Source organism: Marinobacterium rhizophilum, from assembly GCF_024397915.1.
GTDB classification, from domain to species: Bacteria; Pseudomonadota; Gammaproteobacteria; order Pseudomonadales; family Balneatricaceae; genus Marinobacterium_A; species Marinobacterium_A rhizophilum_A.
On the sequence record NZ_CP073347.1, the window covers coordinates 1,471,734 to 1,488,827 of the forward strand.

16 protein-coding genes are annotated in these 17,094 nt (G+C 61.1%); 11 read left to right on the forward strand and 5 right to left on the reverse strand.

Going from position 1 to position 17,094, the window contains the following annotated elements; translation table 11 throughout:
* Positions 1-123 precede the first annotated feature (123 nt).
* The gene (locus KDW95_RS06510; RefSeq protein WP_255855475.1) at positions 124-2,100 is read left to right on the forward strand and encodes a transglycosylase SLT domain-containing protein; all 1,977 of its coding nucleotides are present in this window, start codon (positions 124-126) and stop codon (positions 2,098-2,100) included.
* A 219-nt stretch (positions 2,101-2,319) separates the two neighbouring features.
* A complete protein-coding gene (locus KDW95_RS06515) occupies positions 2,320-3,114 on the forward strand; it encodes a TatD family hydrolase (RefSeq protein ID WP_255855476.1) in 795 nt (264 codons plus the stop codon).
* Between the two features lie 7 nt (positions 3,115-3,121).
* Here the strand turns inward: KDW95_RS06515 and KDW95_RS06520 are convergent, their stop codons facing one another.
* Positions 3,122-3,349 (reverse strand): glutaredoxin family protein, encoded by a 228-nt coding sequence (locus tag KDW95_RS06520; RefSeq protein ID WP_255855477.1) that lies wholly within the window; start codon positions 3,347-3,349, stop codon positions 3,122-3,124.
* A 353-nt stretch (positions 3,350-3,702) separates the two neighbouring features.
* Here KDW95_RS06520 and KDW95_RS06525 point away from each other — a divergent pair, with 353 nt between their 5' ends.
* From KDW95_RS06525 to KDW95_RS06555, 7 genes are all read left to right on the forward strand, one after another.
* Positions 3,703-5,436: a PHA/PHB synthase family protein gene (locus KDW95_RS06525; RefSeq protein ID WP_255855478.1), complete on the forward strand. Its 1,734-nt coding sequence runs from the start codon at positions 3,703-3,705 to the stop codon at positions 5,434-5,436.
* Between the two features lie 330 nt (positions 5,437-5,766).
* The gene (locus KDW95_RS06530) at positions 5,767-7,149 is read left to right on the forward strand and encodes an MATE family efflux transporter (protein WP_255855479.1); all 1,383 of its coding nucleotides are present in this window, start codon (positions 5,767-5,769) and stop codon (positions 7,147-7,149) included.
* A 5-nt stretch (positions 7,150-7,154) separates the two neighbouring features.
* A complete protein-coding gene (locus tag KDW95_RS06535; RefSeq protein WP_255855480.1) occupies positions 7,155-8,237 on the forward strand; it encodes a DUF3080 family protein in 1,083 nt (360 codons plus the stop codon).
* A gap of 114 nt (positions 8,238-8,351) precedes the next feature.
* Positions 8,352-8,942, forward strand: a complete 591-nt coding sequence (locus tag KDW95_RS06540) for an FMN-dependent NADH-azoreductase (RefSeq protein ID WP_255855481.1) — start codon at positions 8,352-8,354, stop codon at positions 8,940-8,942.
* A gap of 107 nt (positions 8,943-9,049) precedes the next feature.
* Positions 9,050-10,036 carry a glutathione S-transferase family protein gene (locus KDW95_RS06545; protein ID WP_255855482.1) on the forward strand — a complete coding sequence of 329 codons (987 nt, stop codon included), beginning with the start codon at positions 9,050-9,052 and terminating at the stop codon, positions 10,034-10,036.
* A gap of 73 nt (positions 10,037-10,109) precedes the next feature.
* Positions 10,110-10,820 carry a transglutaminase-like cysteine peptidase gene (locus KDW95_RS06550; protein WP_255855483.1) on the forward strand — a complete coding sequence of 237 codons (711 nt, stop codon included), beginning with the start codon at positions 10,110-10,112 and terminating at the stop codon, positions 10,818-10,820.
* 15 nt (positions 10,821-10,835) lie between these two features.
* Positions 10,836-12,782, forward strand: coding sequence for a bifunctional diguanylate cyclase/phosphodiesterase (locus tag KDW95_RS06555; protein ID WP_255855484.1), 1,947 nt, complete (start codon positions 10,836-10,838; stop codon positions 12,780-12,782).
* Positions 12,783-12,883: 101 nt separating this feature from the next.
* On the opposite strand, the gene trxC is transcribed toward KDW95_RS06555, so the two are convergent.
* The 3 genes from trxC to tusA form a co-directional block, all read right to left on the reverse strand.
* A complete protein-coding gene (gene trxC / locus KDW95_RS06560; RefSeq protein WP_255855485.1) occupies positions 12,884-13,321 on the reverse strand; it encodes a thioredoxin TrxC in 438 nt (145 codons plus the stop codon).
* A 99-nt stretch (positions 13,322-13,420) separates the two neighbouring features.
* Positions 13,421-14,011, reverse strand: a complete 591-nt coding sequence (locus KDW95_RS06565) for a ProQ/FINO family protein (protein ID WP_255855486.1) — start codon at positions 14,009-14,011, stop codon at positions 13,421-13,423.
* Between the two features lie 5 nt (positions 14,012-14,016).
* Entirely contained in the window at positions 14,017-14,259 is a 243-nt protein-coding gene (gene tusA / locus KDW95_RS06570; RefSeq protein WP_255855487.1) for a sulfurtransferase TusA, read from the reverse strand.
* Positions 14,260-14,397: 138 nt separating this feature from the next.
* Between tusA and KDW95_RS06575 the strand changes: the two genes are divergently transcribed.
* A complete protein-coding gene (locus KDW95_RS06575) occupies positions 14,398-14,679 on the forward strand; it encodes an antibiotic biosynthesis monooxygenase family protein (RefSeq protein ID WP_255855488.1) in 282 nt (93 codons plus the stop codon).
* Positions 14,680-14,703: 24 nt separating this feature from the next.
* Here KDW95_RS06575 and KDW95_RS06580 read toward each other — a convergent pair whose 3' ends face one another.
* Positions 14,704-15,309, reverse strand: coding sequence for an alpha/beta fold hydrolase (locus tag KDW95_RS06580; protein WP_370646675.1), 606 nt, complete (start codon positions 15,307-15,309; stop codon positions 14,704-14,706).
* A gap of 352 nt (positions 15,310-15,661) precedes the next feature.
* Here KDW95_RS06580 and ccoN point away from each other — a divergent pair, with 352 nt between their 5' ends.
* A complete protein-coding gene (gene ccoN / locus KDW95_RS06585) occupies positions 15,662-17,092 on the forward strand; it encodes a cytochrome-c oxidase, cbb3-type subunit I (protein WP_255855489.1) in 1,431 nt (476 codons plus the stop codon).
* Positions 17,093-17,094: the final 2 nt, after the last annotated feature.

The following is a 17,094-nucleotide window of genomic DNA, read 5'->3' on the forward strand; positions in this document are numbered from 1 at the left end:
TGAGGGACGCGTATTCTACCGTAAAACCGGGGCAAATATGAAAACTGTTCAACCCCTGTCTTTTGTACAGGCGTCTCCATTAGACTGGGTGAAAATCCGCAGAAACAGGGCTGTAAACGGACCATGAAACCACTCTCACTGATGTGCGCCACACTGGTACTGGGCTGTGCTGTGTCACTGCCATCCAGCGCAGCCAGCCCGAGCGGCACCGATACCTACGCCCGGGAACGCGCGAGCTACCAGCAGGCAAAAAAAGCCGCAGCAGCCAAAGACTGGGATACCTTCGAGTCCATTAGCGCCCAACTCCGGCACTACCCACTCTATCCTTACCTGGAATATGAGCAGATGGAACGCCGTCTGGCCAGCGCCAGCCAAAGCCAGATCGATCAGTTTACCGCCACGCACGGGGATACCCCGCTGGCGTCGCGCCTGCAGCGCAGCTGGGTCAACCAGCTGGCACGCCAACAAGCCTGGCACGGCATCTTGCAGGCGATGGCCAAGAATCCGCTCAGCGGCACCAAATACCAGTGCCTGGAACTCGAGGCGCGCCTGCACACCGGCGATACCACCCGCGCCTACGCCGGCGCCGCCGAACTCTGGAATGTGGGCTCATCACAACCCAACAGCTGCGATGCCCTGTTCAACAGCTGGATCAAGAGCGGCCAACTGACCTCTGACATCGCCCTGAGCCGTTTCTTCAAAGCCATCGAGGCAGGCAATGACTCACTGGCCAAATACGTGCAGCGCTATCTCTCCCAGGCCGACCACAAGGCTGTCAGTGACCTGTTCCTGAAAGTCAGTTCCGATCCAAGGCTGCTCGCCAACCCAAAGCTGCTGAGCAGCGGCAACCCCCTGCACGGACGCATCGCCGCCCATGGCATTCGGGACCTGGCCCGCAAAGACCTGCTGCAGTCCTTTGACCTCTGGCTGCGCGACCGCGACCGACTCATGCTGGACCCGCAGCGGCGCACGACCCTGGATCGCTACTTCGGCGTCCGCATGGGCAAGAATTTCCTGCCCGACTACGAAGCCCGGATGGCACGCCTGGATCCCGATTTCCAGCAGGAAGAAGTTACCGAATGGCGCATTCGCAACGCCCTGACCCGCCTCGACTGGCCCCGGGTACAGCAGCTGATCAGCAAGCTGCCGGCAGAGCTTCAAGCCAACGAGCGCTGGCTGTACTGGAACAGCGTGGCCATAGACAGTACCGGCAAGGGCAGTAACAGCCCTGAAAGCCTGGCGCGCCTGCTCGGCTCACGCAACTTCTACAGCTTTCTGGCCGCCGAAATGCACGACAGGCCCTACGACCTGCAGGACGAACCCGGCAATTTCGACAGCACCCAGCTGGACCGCCTGGAGCAGAGCCCGGCATTCCGGCGCATGCGTGAGCTGCTGCGCCTGAACGAAACCTACCAGGCGCGTTCGGAGTGGAACCTGGCGCAGACACGGCTTAGCGACAACGACCGACACGCCGCAGCCCATGTCGCCAGCCGCTGGGACTGGCACGACCAGGCAATCCGCGGTGCCATCAGCTCGAAACGCTGGAACGACCTGAGCATCCGCTTTCCCCATCCATACAAGGCACTGTTCAAGCAGTACGCCGCGGATCGCGGCATCAACCGCACCTGGGCGCTGTCCATCGCCCGCCAGGAAAGCGCCTTCCAGGCCGCCGTTCAGTCCGGCGCAGGCGCCCGCGGCCTGATGCAGCTGATGCCGGCCACCGCCACCCAGACCGCCAAGCGCTACAGCGTGCCCTATCGCAACAGCGTCGACCTGAACGACCCGCAAACCAACATCGCCCTGGGTACCGCCTACCTGGCGCAGATGCTGGAGCGTTTCAATGGCAACCGGGTATTCGCCACGGCCGCCTACAACGCCGGCCCCCACCGCGTCTCCCGCTGGCTTGAAGAACGCGGAGACCTGCCGCTGGATATCTGGATCGAGACCATCCCCTTCGATGAAACGCGCAATTACGTGCAAAACGTACTGGCGTTCGGGGTAATCTATGACGTGCGCGACCAGCAGCCGACACGCATGCTCAGCCCCACCGAATCGGCACGCCTGGCCCTCTACCAGAGTGGCAGCGCGAAAAAACTCTAGCAGGTTGTTGAGAGCGTTGGCGAGGCAGCTAGCGCAAGCGGCGCGCCGCCCGGACGAAAAATCGTCGAAATGAGGGAGTTTATGGCCTATAAATGACCGAATTGAGACGATTTTTAACGCCGCGAGAGCAACGCAGGTAGTTTTTCAGCACCCTGCTAGATCGAAACCCGCCACCGGCCCTGGCCGGTGGCGTCCGCAGCCCCCTGCCAGGAACTCCTTGTGCCTGAACCCATGATTGACATCGGTGTCAACCTCACCGACAAGCGTTTCGCCCAGGATCTGGACGCCGTGATCAGCCGCGCCACCGAAGCGGGTGTCAGCACCCTGATCGTTACCGGCACCAGCCTTGCCGGCAGCCAGGCCGCCCGGGAACTGTGCCACCAGCACCCCGGGACACTGCGCTTCACCGCCGGTGTGCACCCGCACCACGCCAGCGAATACGACGCTCACACCCATGCGCAGCTGCGCCAGCTTGCCCTCGACCCGGCCTGCGTCGCCCTGGGTGAAACGGGGCTGGACTTCAACCGCAATTTTTCCAGCCCAACAGAACAGATCGCTGCCTTCGAGCAGCAACTGGAGCTTGCCATGGAAAGCGGACTGCCACTGTTCTTGCACGAGCGGGACGCCCATGCGGAGCAACTAGCGCTGCTCAAACGCCACCGCAGTGCCATCAGCCGCGCCGTGGCCCACTGCTTTACCGGCAGCGAAGAAGAGCTGCATGGCTACCTGGATCTGGATCTTCATATCGGCCTGACCGGCTGGGTCTGCGATGAACGCCGCGGTGCTCACCTGCTGCCGCTGCTCAGGGACATCCCGGCGGATCGCCTGCTGCTGGAAACGGACGCCCCCTACCTGCTGCCCCGGGACCTGCGCCCCAAGCCCAAATCCGGGCGCAATGAGCCCTGCTACCTGCCCCACATCGCCGAGCGGGTCGCCCAGGCCACCGGTGAGCCCGTTGAAGTGCTGCGGGCCCGGCTCCACGCCAACAGCAAGGCCTTCTTCGGGCTTCAATAACCCGGGGTTACGCCAGCCCGCCGATAAAGGCCATCAGCGCAGCGCGATCAAAGGGCCAGCCCAGCTCAAGACCGCTGGCCTCATCCACCAGTACCGGAATCCGCACCCCGTAGCGCTCCACCAACCCATCATCCAGGGCGATATCCACCTCATCGACACTGTGCAAACCGGGGTCGAGGCTGGTGACGATAATCTCGATCGCCTGGTCACAGAGATGACAACCACTGGTACTCATCAACAAAAAATGCCGCATATGCTCCTCGCAATTAAGACCCCGCGCACCGCAACAGGGCTCCGCATTCTAGCCAGCCGCAGGGCCTGCCGCAAAGCCGACCCGGAACACGCCTGCACAAGCGCTTCGCCGCCTCACCACAGCGACCGGCAAACTTCATTGCGCACCTGCAAAATAATTATTCCCAATTAGCCCTGCCATCCCGCCCCAGGGGTTGTCAGGGCCTTTGTCTCAAGGCTATGCTTGAGATTCTCATTTGTTTAGCAAATGCACAACATCGGCCCCTGCCAAGCTGTCGCGCAGACCCAGCAAGGCGAGCATTGCGGATGTCGATCCAGCCGGAGAAAACGGTATTCATGGATAAAAACAGCAACGTACTTTCAGATCCTCAGGAATTTATCGACTACCTGAATTCGGAAACCAAGAAGGTTCTGGACATGTTCACCTCATCAGGAGGTGATGACATCTTTACCCAGTTCACCCAATCCTGGACCGAGCTCACCACCCGCTCGTTCGAGGACCCAACTGTCTGGATCCGGGCGATCACCGACTATCAGACCGCGCAACTCAACCTGTGGCAGAGCCTGTTCACCGGCAGCACCGCCAACGTCGAGCCCAGCCGCGGCGACCGCCGTTTCCAGGCCGAGGAATGGTCTGCCAATCCGGTATTCAGCTACATCAAGCAGTCGTACCTGCTGACGTCCAAGCTGCTGAACGAAATGGCATCCAATGCCAACCTGTCCGACTCCGAACAGCGCAAGCTGGAGTTCTATACCCAGCAGTACATCGATGCGCTGTCGCCGACCAACTTTGCCGCCACCAACCCCGAAGTGCTGCAGCAGGCACTGGAGACCAAGGGGCAGAGCCTGATCGACGGCCTCAAGAACCTGCTCGGCGACATCGACAAGGGTCGCATCTCGATGACCGACGAGACGGCCTTCGTGCTGGGCGAAAACCTGGCACTGAGCGAAGGCGCTGTGGTGTTCGAGAACGACATGTTCCAGTTGCTGCAGTACAAGCCGTTGACCGAACAGGTGACCGAACGCCCGCTGCTGATCGTGCCGCCGTGCATCAACAAGTTCTATATTCTGGACCTGCAGGAGCACAATTCCTTTGTGCGCTACTGCGTTGAACAGGGCCAGACCGTTTTCCTGGTTTCCTGGCTTAACCCGTCCATCGAGCAGGGCGACATCAGCTGGGACGACTACGTCGGCGAGGGGGTCATCAAGGCAATCGACGTCGCCCACGACATCGGCACCGCGGACAAGATCAACGCCCTGGCCTGGTGTGTCGGCGGCACCCTGCTGGCATCGGCCCTGGCGGTCATGGCAGCGCGCAAGGACAACCGCGTCGCCTCCGCCACCTTCCTCACCACCCTGACCGACTTCAGCGATCCGGGCGACCTGTGCGTCTTTATCGATGAACAGCAGGTCAAGCGCCTGGAAGACAAGGTCAACAACGCCGGCGTACTCAACGGCCGCGAGCTGGCGACCTCGTTCAACATGCTGCGCTCAAACGACCTGATCTGGTCCTACGTGGTCAACAACTACCTCAAGGGGCAAACGCCACCGCCGTTCGACATCCTGTACTGGAACAGCGACTCCACCAACCTGCCCGCCAATATGTACACCTACTACATCAACAAGATGTATCTGGAGAACAAGCTGGTCGAGCCGAATGCCCTGACCATCTGTGGCGAGCCGATAGATCTGCGCAAGATCAAGATCCCGTGCTACTTCCTGTCGACCATCGAAGACCATATCGCCCCCTGGAAAGGCACCTTCAAGGGCGCCGCCAACTTCAAGGGCAACGTGGAATTCGTCCTCGGCGCCAGCGGTCACGTGGCCGGCGTAATCAATCCGGCCTCCAAGAACCGCCGTCACTTCTGGACCGGTGGCGAGCAGGGCAAGAGCGCCGATCACTGGTTCGATACCGCGACCCAGCAGGAAGGCTCCTGGTGGACGCACTGGAACGAGTGGCTCAAGCGCCGCGCCGGCAAGAAAGCGGAGGCACCGGCTGATTTCGGCAACGCCACCTACAAGGCCATTGAGCCGGCACCGGGCCGCTACGTCAGCGCACGTATCGACTAACCCGACGCAGCTCGATTAACGGCGGCACTCTTTCGGGAGTGCCGCCGTTTTTGTTGATACCTCACACCTTGTGACCCTGCGCCCTGCACATTATCCTGTGCCCCTTGATTCAGGAGGCATGGAATTGCACACGGATACCTTGAACACTCTTGATACCCTACCACACCTTGTGACCCTGCGCCCTGCACATTATCCTGTGCCCCTTGATTCAGGAGGCATGGAATTGCACACGGATACCTTGAACACTCTCGACGACCCGTCTCCCGCACCGCTCAGATGCCGCGCAAGCTCTGACACCGAGAGCCACCAGCCCGTGGACGGCCTGAAGCCTTGAACACCCGAAACCGCTCACCCCGCCTGCACCTGACGGAAGCCCGCGCCCTGCTAAAGCTCGGTGGCCCCATCATGGTTGCACAGCTGTCGCAGACCGCCATGGGCTTTGTCGACACCCTGATGGCCGGCCGCGTCAGCGCGCGGGACCTCGCCGCCGTCGCGCTCGGCAACGGCATCTGGCTACCGGTCTTTCTGGCCCTCTCCGGCGTGCTGATGGCCGCGACCCCCATGACGGCACAGCACCTTGGCGCCCACCAACCCCGCGCCGCCGGCGCGGTACTGCAGCAGGGTTTCTGGATCGCGCTGCTGGCGGGCACCCTGGCTTTTTTCAGCGTACGCAACTGTGCCTGGCTGCTGGAGCAGCTGCAGGTCGCACCGGATCTTGCGGCCATGACCCAGGCCTACCTGAGAGGCATTTCCTGGGGCCTGCCGGCGATATTGCTGTACCAGCTGATCCGCAGCTTTTGCGAAGGCTTCGGCCTGACCCGTGTCGTCATGAAAATCGGGCTGCTGGGACTGCTGTGCAACATCCCCCTGAACTACATCTTCATTTACGGCAAGCTTGGTCTGCCCGCCATGGGTGGCGTCGGCTGCGGCTGGGCCACCAGCATTGTCATGCTGATCATGCTGCTGGCGGGCAGCCTGTACCTGTGGCGCAACCCCGCCTTTAAGACAGCCGCACCGCTCGCCCGCTGGCAATGGCCTCGCCTGCAGGCAAGCCGGCAGTTTCTGCAACTGGGGCTGCCGATCGGCGTTTCCCTGCTGATTGAAGTCAGCATGTTTTCCCTCATCGCCCTGCTGCTCGCCCCCCGGGGCGATATCACCGTGGCGGCACACCAGATCACCATGAGCTTCACCGGCCTTACCTTTATGCTGCCGCTGAGCATTGCGATGGCCATTACCATTCGCGTCGGTCACCTGGTCGGCGCCGGCGACCCAGTTCAGGCTCGGCGCAGCGCCCTTACCGGTACCCTGCTGGCACTGGCATGCGCCCTGGTATCCTGCAGCATCATGCTGATGTTTGCGCTGCAAATTGCCAGCCTCTATAGCCCCAACCCCGTTGTCATTGCCCTGGCCGCCCAGCTGATGACCATTGCCGCCTTCTTCCAGTTTTCCGACAGCATCCAGGTCGCCGCCGCCGGCGCCCTGCGCGGCTACAAGGACACCAGCATGCCGCTGCTGCTGGTCTTCCTTGCCTACTGGGGGGTCGGCATGCCGGCCGGTTACGTCCTTGGGCTCACCGACCTGCTGGGCCCATCCCGGGGCGCAGCGGGGTTCTGGTACGGCCTGGTGCTGGGCCTCAGTCTTGGTGCCCTGCTGCTCGGTGCACGCCTGACATGGATGACAGGACGCCACCTCAGCCGCCGGACAGCAGACTGAACGCCATGCCGGCCGCACGCATGACCTCGCTGTTACTCTGCCTGGGCGCCCTGCTGGCCGGATGCAGTGGCACCACCCCCGAAGCCATGCTCGACAACTACAGCGAGCGCGTCGCCCGGGTACTCGAGGAGCCCATCGAGGCTGGCCTCGGCGCCACTGCAGACATCCCCCTGTTTCCGCCAAGGCGCGAGCGCCTGCTGGCGCTAACGGACCTCCGACAGGGTCCGATTGAAGTCCTGGCGCTGCGCCACTGTGACCTGCTGGGGCTCATTGCACAGCGCAACAGCTCGCTGGGAAAGGTGATGCGCCCATCCGGGCAGCTAGTGTACGAACTCCGCCTGCTGCACCAGGTACGCGACTGCCTCTCCCGGCTGTCCCAGGACCCCGATGCCGACCCGCAACTGAAGTTGCAGCTTGCCGAAATCGAGCAGATCAAGACGCGGGAACTGCCCGCCGTGCTCTGGAACGCGGTCTATGCCTCGAGCGAAATGGAGGCCAACTTTTCCCGTGGCGACCCGGCATTGCCATTGCGCGGCAAGGACGATGAGACCGCCGACAGCGACGAAGCGGCCCTGCGTAGCCTGCAGGCGCTCGCCAATATACAGACCCTGACAAGCACTCCCGACTGGGCCCTGCCCGCGGATCTGGACGGGCTGGAACAGCACTACCAGGTCCTGAACGCCAACCGCTTTGGTAGCCAGTGGCTCAAGTCACTCTGGCTACTGACCGGAACCCTGGAGCACACCGCCCAGGCACTGGAGCGCCGTGAACAGCGCGGGAGCATCTGCCCGCAACAAAGGCCCACCCCCAGGGCCCGTATCCTGCTCAACGTTTTCAGGCTCTATTACGCCGGCGAAGTGCAGCCCTACCTCGCCCGGGTACATCGCAGCGGAGAGCGCTGGAAAGCCCTGCACGAACAGTTGCTGAGCCAGCTCCCCGCCACACCCGGGATGCGGGAGTACCAATGGCAGGTCTTCGCAACAGCCAATCCTGACAGCCTGTGGCAGCGCTACAGCCAGGCCCGGGACCGGCACACCCGCAGCTGGCAGGCGACACTGCGCAACTGCCAGCTGATGCCGGGCAGCTGAGGCCCGACGCAATCGTTCAAGAATATTGAACTAAATGCTGAAGTTTTTCCGCTTTTTATCGCATCCAGGACATAGATAATGACTCCATCAACCCACTGTTGCGGAGTTAAACACATGACCAAGGTACTCGTTATTCAATCCAGCGCCCTGAACGAAACCTCCAACACCCGCCTGCTGACGACGAAGCTGCTGGCCCGCCTGGGTCGCGATGCGCAGATCGCCGTCACCACCCGCGACCTGGCCCAGGATCAGCTGCCCCACATCACCGACCAGACACTGGGCGCCTTTTTCACCCCGGCCGATCAGCGCAGTGACGAACAGAACGCGATTATCGCCCTGTCCGACACCCTGGTAGGGGAGCTGATGGACACCGATATCCTGATCATCGCCGCGCCCATGTACAACTTCGGCGTACCCTCGACCCTGAAGGCCTACTTCGACCATATCGCCCGCGCCGGCGTAACGTTCAAATACACTGAAACCGGTCCCGTTGGCCTGGTACAGAACAAGCAGGCCTACATTGTCACGGCCACGGGCGGCATCCACGCCGGTACGCCACGGGACTTCGTTGCGCCCTACGTTGAAACCTTCCTTGGCTTCATCGGCATCAATGCGGTAGAAACCTTTGCCGCCGAGGGCATGAGCATGCCAGACATGAAGGACCAGTCGCTGAACCAGGTGATGAGCGCCATTGAGCAGCTGTAACCTTACGGCCTGCGCACCGCAGCACCCAGGGCCTGCGCCGAGACACCGGCCAGTCCCTGCCTGACACCGCTTCATTCACGCCCACAGCAACCACAAAGGTAAAACCCATGGGATTACTCGTAGACGGGCAATGGCACGACCAGTGGTACGACACCGAAAGCCGGCAAGGTGCCTTCGTGCGGGACGAGTCCCGCTTTCGCAACTGGATTGGTGACGGCGACTTCCCGGCCGAAGCCGGGCGCTATCACCTTTACGTATCCCTGGCCTGCCCCTGGGCACATCGCACCCTGATAGCCCGTCGCATCAAGGGCCTTGAGGACATCATCAGCGTCAGCAGCGTGCACCCGCTGATGGCCAGCAACGGCTGGGAATACCAGCAAGACCCGGCCTTCGCCAACCCCGACCACCCCGCCGGCGACCCGTTGTACCACAGCCGCTTCCACCACGAGCTCTATACCCGCGCCCAGCGCGATTACAGCGGACGCGTTACCGTGCCGCTATTGTGGGACAAGCAGCGGCACACCATCGTCAGCAACGAGTCGGCGGACATCATGCGCATGTTCAACAGCGCCTTTTCCCATCTCGTCGACCAGGGCCCCGATCTCTACCCGCCTGAACTGCGCCACGAGATCGACGAGATCAACGCGTTCGTCTACACGCGCATCAATAATGGCGTGTATCGCTGCGGCTTTGCGACAACCCAGAGCGCCTACAGGGAGGCCTTTGACGCGCTCTTTGACGCCCTGGACAGGCTCGAGCGGCGCCTGGGCCAGCAGCGCTACCTGCTGGGCGCGCGGATAACCGAAGCCGACTGGCGCCTCTTTACCACCCTGGTGCGCTTCGATGCGGTCTACCACGGCCACTTCAAGACCAATCTGCGCACCCTCAGCCAGTACCCCAACCTGTCGGGCTACCTGCGTGAGCTGTACCAGTGGCCGGGCATCAGCACCACGGTTGACATGCGCCAGATCAAGCACCACTACTATCGCAGCCACAGCAGCATCAACCCCACCGGCATAGTGCCAGAGGGTCCCGCACTGGCATTGCACGAACCCCACGACCGCGCCCGCTTTAACGCGCAATTTCAGCCCTGAGACCGCCTGCTGGCCTTGAGCAAAACAGCGGGATGATCCATGATGATCTTCCCTAAGGAACAGGATGTACCTGGTGCAATCGCAACGACGCCATCAGCAGGACACGGCAGGCCCCCGGCCAGCGCTGCGCACGCTGCTGTTGTTGCTATTGTGCCTGACCGTGTCGGCAAGCCTGGTGCTGATGGCCGACAACAGCAGCGGCGTTCGTCTGAGCCAGGCGGCCATCAACGAACTGGGCCAGACTTACGGCGAACCCGCCCGACGCCGCCTCGCCTCCTGGCAACGCCTGCTGGCAGACCTTGCCGAGGCTGACGAGACCACCAAGCTGCGCGAAGTGAACCGCTTCTTCAACCAGGTGCGCTTTCTCGACGATATCGTCCACTGGAAAAAGACCGACTACTGGGCCACCCCGGTGGAGTTCCTGGTCAGCAACGGCGGGGACTGCGAAGACTTTTCCATCGCCAAGTACTACACCCTGCGCGAACTCGGCGTGCCGATCGAAAAAATGAGCATTGCCTACGTCAAGGCGCTGGAGCTGAACCAGGCGCACATGGTGCTAACCTACTACCCGACGCCCAGCGCGGTCCCCCTGGTCCTGGACAACCTGATTTCCGACATCAAACCTGCCAGCCAGCGCCCGGACCTGCTGCACGTATACAGCTTTAACGGCGACAATCTCTGGCTGACCAAAAAAGGCCGACGCGCCGACCTGGTCGGCGCCTCGGATCGACTCAAGCCCTGGGTTCAGTTGCAGTCGAGGATCAATCAACAGCATGACCAGTAGACACAGGAAGATACCATGTCACTCGTAAACCAGTTGATCGCCGCCACGCTTGCGGTAATGTTGGGACTGGCCGGCGGCACGATCTATATCGTATCGGACAGTTCCAAGCGGATGCTGACCAACCAGCTGGAATCCCATGCCCTGGATACGGCGACGCACCTGGGGCTCTACCTGGCGCCCTATATCGCCAGCCGCGATGCCGCCACGGTTGAAACCACGGTCAACGCCATCTTCGACAGCGGCTTTTACCAGCGCATCAATGTGGTCACCGCGGACGGCAGCATGCTGTTCAGCAAGACCACGCCACCGGTCATCGGCAACACCGTTCCCCAGTGGTTCGTCGACCTGGTCGAGCTGACCCCTCCCGCCATGACCCGTGAAGTCACCTACAACTGGACCAAGAGCGGCTCCATCTTTGTGCAGGGACACCCCGGCTATGCCTACCTGGCCTACTGGCGCGTTGCCCAGGAGACCCTGATCTGGTTCCTGTTTCTGGCCCTGATCTCCACCCTGGCTATCAGCCTGATCCTGCGCATCATCCTGCGCCCGCTCAAGGGCGTAGAGGATCAGGCCATCGCCCTGACACACAAGCAGTACATCGAACAGCCGCGCATTCCGAAAACCCGCGAGCTGCGCCGTGTCGTCGAAGCCATGAACCAGATGGTGCGCCAGGTGCACCAGATGTTCGAGGAGCAAAGCCAGAACATCGAAGAGCTGCGGCGCCAGGCCTACCGCGATGACCTCACCGGCCTGCCCAACCCCCGCGCCACCCGGGCCCAGCTCGGCGAACGGCTGGACTACCGCCAGGATTTCGGCCCCTGCGCCCTGCTCTATGTTCACATCGACAACCTGCAGGCACTCAACCAGGCACTGGGGGCCGAGAAAACCGACAACTTTATCCGCCTGCTGGCCTCCCAGCTTGGCGAAACCGGCGCCACTGCCGGCGATCACATCATCGGGCGCCTCGGTGGCGCCGACTTTGCGCTGCTGCTGAAATTGCCGCCGCCCGACCAGCTACAGCGCGATGTTAACGGCCTGCTGACCCGCATCGACCAGGACTACCAGCAACTGCGCCAGAGCGAAACCCAGACACAGGCCCCGGTGCGTATCGGTATTGCCCTGGGCACCGATCAGACCGGCGCCGCCCAGCTACAATCCAATGCCCACCTTGGCGTCGAGAAAGCCCAGCAGGACGACAAGCGTACGCACCAGTTCCGGGCCGCCGGTGATCCGCAGCCGACGGATGAGAGCTGGCACGAGCATGTCTCCGCCGCCATCGCCCAGCAACAGATATTCCTGCAGGCACAGCCCGTCATCGCCACCGATGAACGTCCGCTGCACCAGGAAGTGTTCGCCCGCATTCTCAATCAGGACAACAACCCCTGCAGTGCCGGTGACTTTATCAGCGTGGTGCGCGAACTGGGCCTCATGATCGACATGGACCGCGCCGTGGTCAATCACGCGCTGGAGTACCTGCAGCAGGGCCCCGCAACGGCCGCACTGGCCATCAACCTTTCCAACGAATCCGCCACCGATGCCAGTTTTTGCCAGTGGTTACTGGAGCGCCTGACAACGCTGAACCAGCGGTCACGCCTGTGCATCGAGCTGAACGAATCCTCGGTGCTCAACAACCTGACCGGCATTGGAAACCTGCGCGCTGCGCTGCGCACGCTCGGGTGCAGTTTTGGTGTCGACAACTTTGGCGTCCATCCCAGTGGATTTGGCTACCTCTACAAGCTGCAGCCCGACTACATCAAGATCGACGGGTCCCTGTTGCATGACATCGACAGCGATGCCCAGGACCAGTTCTTCGTCAGCAGCCTGGTCAGCGTGGCCCACAGCCTGGATATTGCCGCCTACGCCGAACGCGTGGAACGCCCCAGCCAGCTGACCCAGCTGTTGCGCCTCAAGATCGATGCAACCCAGGGCTTCCTGCACGGCACACCCGGAGCACTCGAATAAGCCGGCAGCGGACCCCGCCTTGTGACAACGCAAAAAAAAGTGCTGCAATCGCAGCACCTTTTTTATAACCAGCTTGAAGCGGACGCCTAGTCCTGCGCCCCTTAGCTGAATGCGCGCAACCAGCGCTCAAACCCGCCCGCATCCATGGCGCCGGCCTGGCGCCCCAGCTCCCGCCCACCCTTGAGCACCAGCAAGGTCGGTATACTGCGCACGGCAAAGCGCTGCGCCAGTTCAGGCAGTTTTTCGGTATCCACCTTAATAAAGCGGCAATGCGGCTCCAGCCGCGTCGCAGTCGCCGCAAACACCGGTGCCATCATTTTGCAGGGCCCGCACCAGGACGCCCAGAAATCGACGACCACCGGAATATCGGACCGACCTGCCAGCTTGTCAAAAGCCGCGGCAGACGTGATTTCGACCGGCGCACCCACAAAGAGCGCCTCCTTGCAGCGACCGCAACGCGGCGCCTCAACCAGGCGCTGCGCCGGCAGCCGATTGGTCACCAAACAGTGGGGGCAGCAGATATTCAACGATTCGGACACGACACAGGACCCAGACAGACAGTTAACCACCAGGCCGGACCTGGCACCGGGATTTAAATCGCCGCCAGACCAGGCGTAGCCGATGGCGATCAAGCAGGCCTAACGACCCTTTAGGTTGACCAGCTGCTCGAGCTTGTTGGTCAGACGATCGGATTTCTCCTTTTCCGCCTGCTCCTTGCGTTGCTGCTGATCACGCTCACGCCGCTGACGGTTGATTTCCTTCAGCTTGCCCTTGGCGTGTTCGGCTTCCTGCTCGGACACTTCACCGGCTGCTTCCCCCGCCAGGTCGATGCGGGCAGCGCCGGCCTGCAGGCTGCGGTAGTAAGACAGGGTACGGACATAGGAGGCCAGTGCCCGCTTGATCTTGTTCTTGGCGATTTTCTCATCCGCCAGCAGGTCTTCCTGAATGCCGATCTTGAGCGGCCGCACGCCGGTGCGGCTGAACGTCTTGGGGTAGGTTTCCATCAACAGCTTGAGCGCTGCCTGGTTCGCGACCCGGTTCTTGGAACGGGACTTGGTATTCTCGGTGCTTGCCGTATTTGCGGTACTTGCCACGTCGTTCACGATTACGCTCTCGGACTGTTGCTTCGGGGTGTCGACGCGAATCTGTTCGCGCTGTTCAAGCAATTGATCCAGCTCACCGAGCAACTGCTCGGTCCGCTCGACCACTACATTTACATTATCGTTCATCGGGCTCAGCCGGCTCCCTTGCGTATCAGGTATCGGTACTGCTCATTTTCCACTTCCTGGCCAAGTAGCTCGTGGCCCAGAAAGGTACAGAACTTGGGGATATCGCGCTGCGTGGATGGGTCCGTCGCTAGCACTTCGAGGACCTGTCCGGCCTGCAGCTCGCGCACCCGGGTATGCAGCAGCATCACCGGCTCCGGACAGAAGAGTCCACAGGCATCCATCACCTGATCGGGTTTTACATTGCCCATTTTTTCACCAGTTGCTCTGGAACGCGGCCATTGTCGCAAATATGGCTGCGCAGAGAAAGCCACAGGGGCATTGCGATCGGTCGGAAATTCATTACGCTTAAAACATGTGTCATGCCACTGCCAGCAAGGAGCACCACCATGATTCGAGTCCTGATTGAACGCCATATCGCCGACGACCTTGCCGAGCACTACGAAAAGGCCGCCCGCGCCACACTCACCGAAGCCATGCAGGCTCACGGTTTTATCTCCGGTGAAGCGTTGCACAACAGCCAGAACCCCAACCACCGCGTGGTGCTGGCCTGCTACCGCTCCATTCAGGACTGGCAGCGCTGGGCCCGCTCCCCCGAACGCCAGGAAGCCATGGCGGCGATCAACCCCATGCTCACCTGCGAAGAAAAAATTACCCTGCTGGAGCACTGATTCCAGATCCTGACAGGATCGACCTCAGAGCGCGGCAACCCTGGCAAACACCGTTGCCAGATGCTGCGCCTGGGTAAAACCCGACGCCTTGCGGGGTTTCAGGTCATGATCACCGTCCTCGAGCCAGTGGAGCTGCACCTGGGGTGACAGATCGTAGGTTTCAACCTGCTGCCGACTCCCCAGTGCATCCCGCGTACCCTGAAATACATGCACAGGCCTGTTCAGCCGCGCCAGGTGTTCAGTCCGCGGTTGCTGTGGCTTTTTTGCGGCATAGAACGGATAACCAAGCACCAGGGCGCCACGTACGTATTCAGGCGCTTCATCGAGCAACAGAGTGGCCACCCGTCCTCCCATGGACTTGCCGGCCAGCCAGAGCGGCACGCCATCATCAAGCTCAGCTATGCGCGCCTGAAAGTGTTCCAGCAATTGCGGCATGCGGTTGGGCGGGCGTCGCCGTCCATCCTCGCGCCGCGCCTGCATATAGGGAAATTCAAATCTCAGCACCTGAAAACCCGCCGTTGCGAGCCCCTGGGCCGCAGTCTGCATGAAGTCCGAGTCCATCGGCGCACCGGCACCGTGGGCAAATAAAATGCGGCCATTGAGCGGCTGCCCATCCGTTAAATACATCATCTGTCCAAGGTTAATACGCGGTATCGGGGATACTTGATTCAGATCAAACAAAAGCTTCAAAGATACGACTTTAGGCCCGGCCCCGATGGGTACAAAAACCATAAAAACCGCCAAAACGATGCTTTTGTCGCTCTAAATGTCCTTTTTTGGCGAAAGAATTCTCAATATCTTTCAATGCGTTAAATATTTACGGTTCGCAAAGCGGCGAAATCGAGTACAATCCGGCCGCGGAGTCTGGGTGCGACAATGTACCGCACTCGCCATCGACTTCGCATTGTAAACAAAGATGCGTTCCCAGATAATTGCCGCCGGAACGTTTTCCTTTTCACTAGCTTGTTGATGAGAGCCTGACATGAGCACAGCAACTGAACACCCGACATACAACTACAGGGTGGTACGACAGTTTGCCATCATGACGGTGGTATGGGGTATCGTTGGTATGGCCGTTGGGGTTCTGATTGCAGCCCAGCTGGTCTGGCCTGCACTGAATTTCGATACGCCCTGGCTGTCTTTCGGACGCATTCGTCCCTTACACACCAATACCGTGATTTTCGCGTTTGGTGGTTCTGCCCTCTTTGCCACGTCTTACTACATAGTGCAGCGCACCAGCCAGGTACGCCTGTTCTCCGACGCACTGGCGAAGTTCACCTTCTGGGGCTGGCAGGCCGTCATTGTCGCCGCTTTCATTACCCTGCCCATGGGTATCACCTCCACCAAGGAATACGCCGAGCTCGAGTGGCCGATCGATATCCTGATGGGCATGGTGTGGATCAGCTACGCGATCGTATTCCTGGGCACGGTCAAGAACCGCAAGACCTCCCACATCTATGTGGGTAACTGGTTCTTCATGGCCTTTATCATCACCGTGGCGGTACTGCATATCGTCAACAGCCTGGTGATTCCGGTTTCACTGTTCAAGTCCTACTCCGTGTATCCCGGCGCCGTGGATGCCATGGTGCAGTGGTGGTACGGCCACAATGCGGTTGGCTTCTTCCTGACCGCGGGCTTCCTGGGCATGATGTACTACTTCGTGCCCAAGCAGGCCGAGCGTCCGATCTACTCCTACCGCCTGTCCATCGTCCATTTCTGGGCGCTGATCGCCACCTACATCTGGGCCGGTGGCCACCACCTGCATTACTCCGCCCTGCCCGACTGGACACAGTCCGTGGCCATGGTGATGTCCCTGATCCTGCTGGCGCCCTCCTGGGGCGGCATGATCAACGGCATGATGACCCTGTCCGGAGCCTGGCACAAACTGCGTACCGACCCGGTACTGCGCTTCCTGGTGGTTTCACTGTCGTTCTACGGCATGTCCACCTTCGAAGGCCCGATGATGGCGATCAAGACCGTCAACGCGCTGTCACACAATACTGACTGGACCATCGGCCATGTACACGCCGGCGCTCTGGGCTGGGTAGCCATGATCTCCATCGGCTCTACCTACCACATGATTCCGCGCCTGTGGGGCAAATCCCAGATGTACTCCGTGCGCCTGATCAATGCCCACTTCTGGCTGGCGACCATCGGTACCGTACTGTACATCTGCGCGATGTGGGTCAATGGCATCCTGCAGGGTCTGATGTGGCGCGCAGTCAACGAAGACGGCACCCTGACCTACAGCTTCGTGGAAGCCCTGGCTGCAAGCCACCCGGGCTACTTTGTACGCTGGCTGGGCGGCGCCTTCTTCCTGACCGGCATGCTGCTGATGGCCTTCAACACCTGGCAGACGGTGCGCAAAGGCAGCCGCGCACCGCAGGTCGATTCGGCCGCACAGACCGCCTGAGG

Bases quoted from the DNA above. Each gene is read 5' to 3' on its own strand.
- KDW95_RS06510 (WP_255855475.1), top strand. From the start codon at position 124: ATGAAACCACTCTCACTGATGTGCGCCACACTGGTACTGGGCTGTGCT.
- KDW95_RS06520 (WP_255855477.1), bottom strand. From the start codon at position 3,349: ATGAGTACCAGTGGTTGTCATCTCTGTGACCAGGCGATCGAGATTATC.
- KDW95_RS06525 (WP_255855478.1), top strand. From the start codon at position 3,703: ATGGATAAAAACAGCAACGTACTTTCAGATCCTCAGGAATTTATCGAC.
- KDW95_RS06535 (WP_255855480.1), top strand. From the start codon at position 7,155: ATGCCGGCCGCACGCATGACCTCGCTGTTACTCTGCCTGGGCGCCCTG.
- KDW95_RS06540 (WP_255855481.1), top strand. From the start codon at position 8,352: ATGACCAAGGTACTCGTTATTCAATCCAGCGCCCTGAACGAAACCTCC.
- KDW95_RS06545 (WP_255855482.1), top strand. From the start codon at position 9,050: ATGGGATTACTCGTAGACGGGCAATGGCACGACCAGTGGTACGACACC.
- KDW95_RS06555 (WP_255855484.1), top strand. From the start codon at position 10,836: ATGTCACTCGTAAACCAGTTGATCGCCGCCACGCTTGCGGTAATGTTG.
- KDW95_RS06565 (WP_255855486.1), bottom strand. From the start codon at position 14,011: ATGAACGATAATGTAAATGTAGTGGTCGAGCGGACCGAGCAGTTGCTC.
- tusA (WP_255855487.1), bottom strand. From the start codon at position 14,259: ATGGGCAATGTAAAACCCGATCAGGTGATGGATGCCTGTGGACTCTTC.
- KDW95_RS06575 (WP_255855488.1), top strand. From the start codon at position 14,398: ATGATTCGAGTCCTGATTGAACGCCATATCGCCGACGACCTTGCCGAG.
- KDW95_RS06580 (WP_370646675.1), bottom strand. From the start codon at position 15,309: ATGATGTATTTAACGGATGGGCAGCCGCTCAATGGCCGCATTTTATTT.
- ccoN (WP_255855489.1), top strand. From the start codon at position 15,662: ATGAGCACAGCAACTGAACACCCGACATACAACTACAGGGTGGTACGA.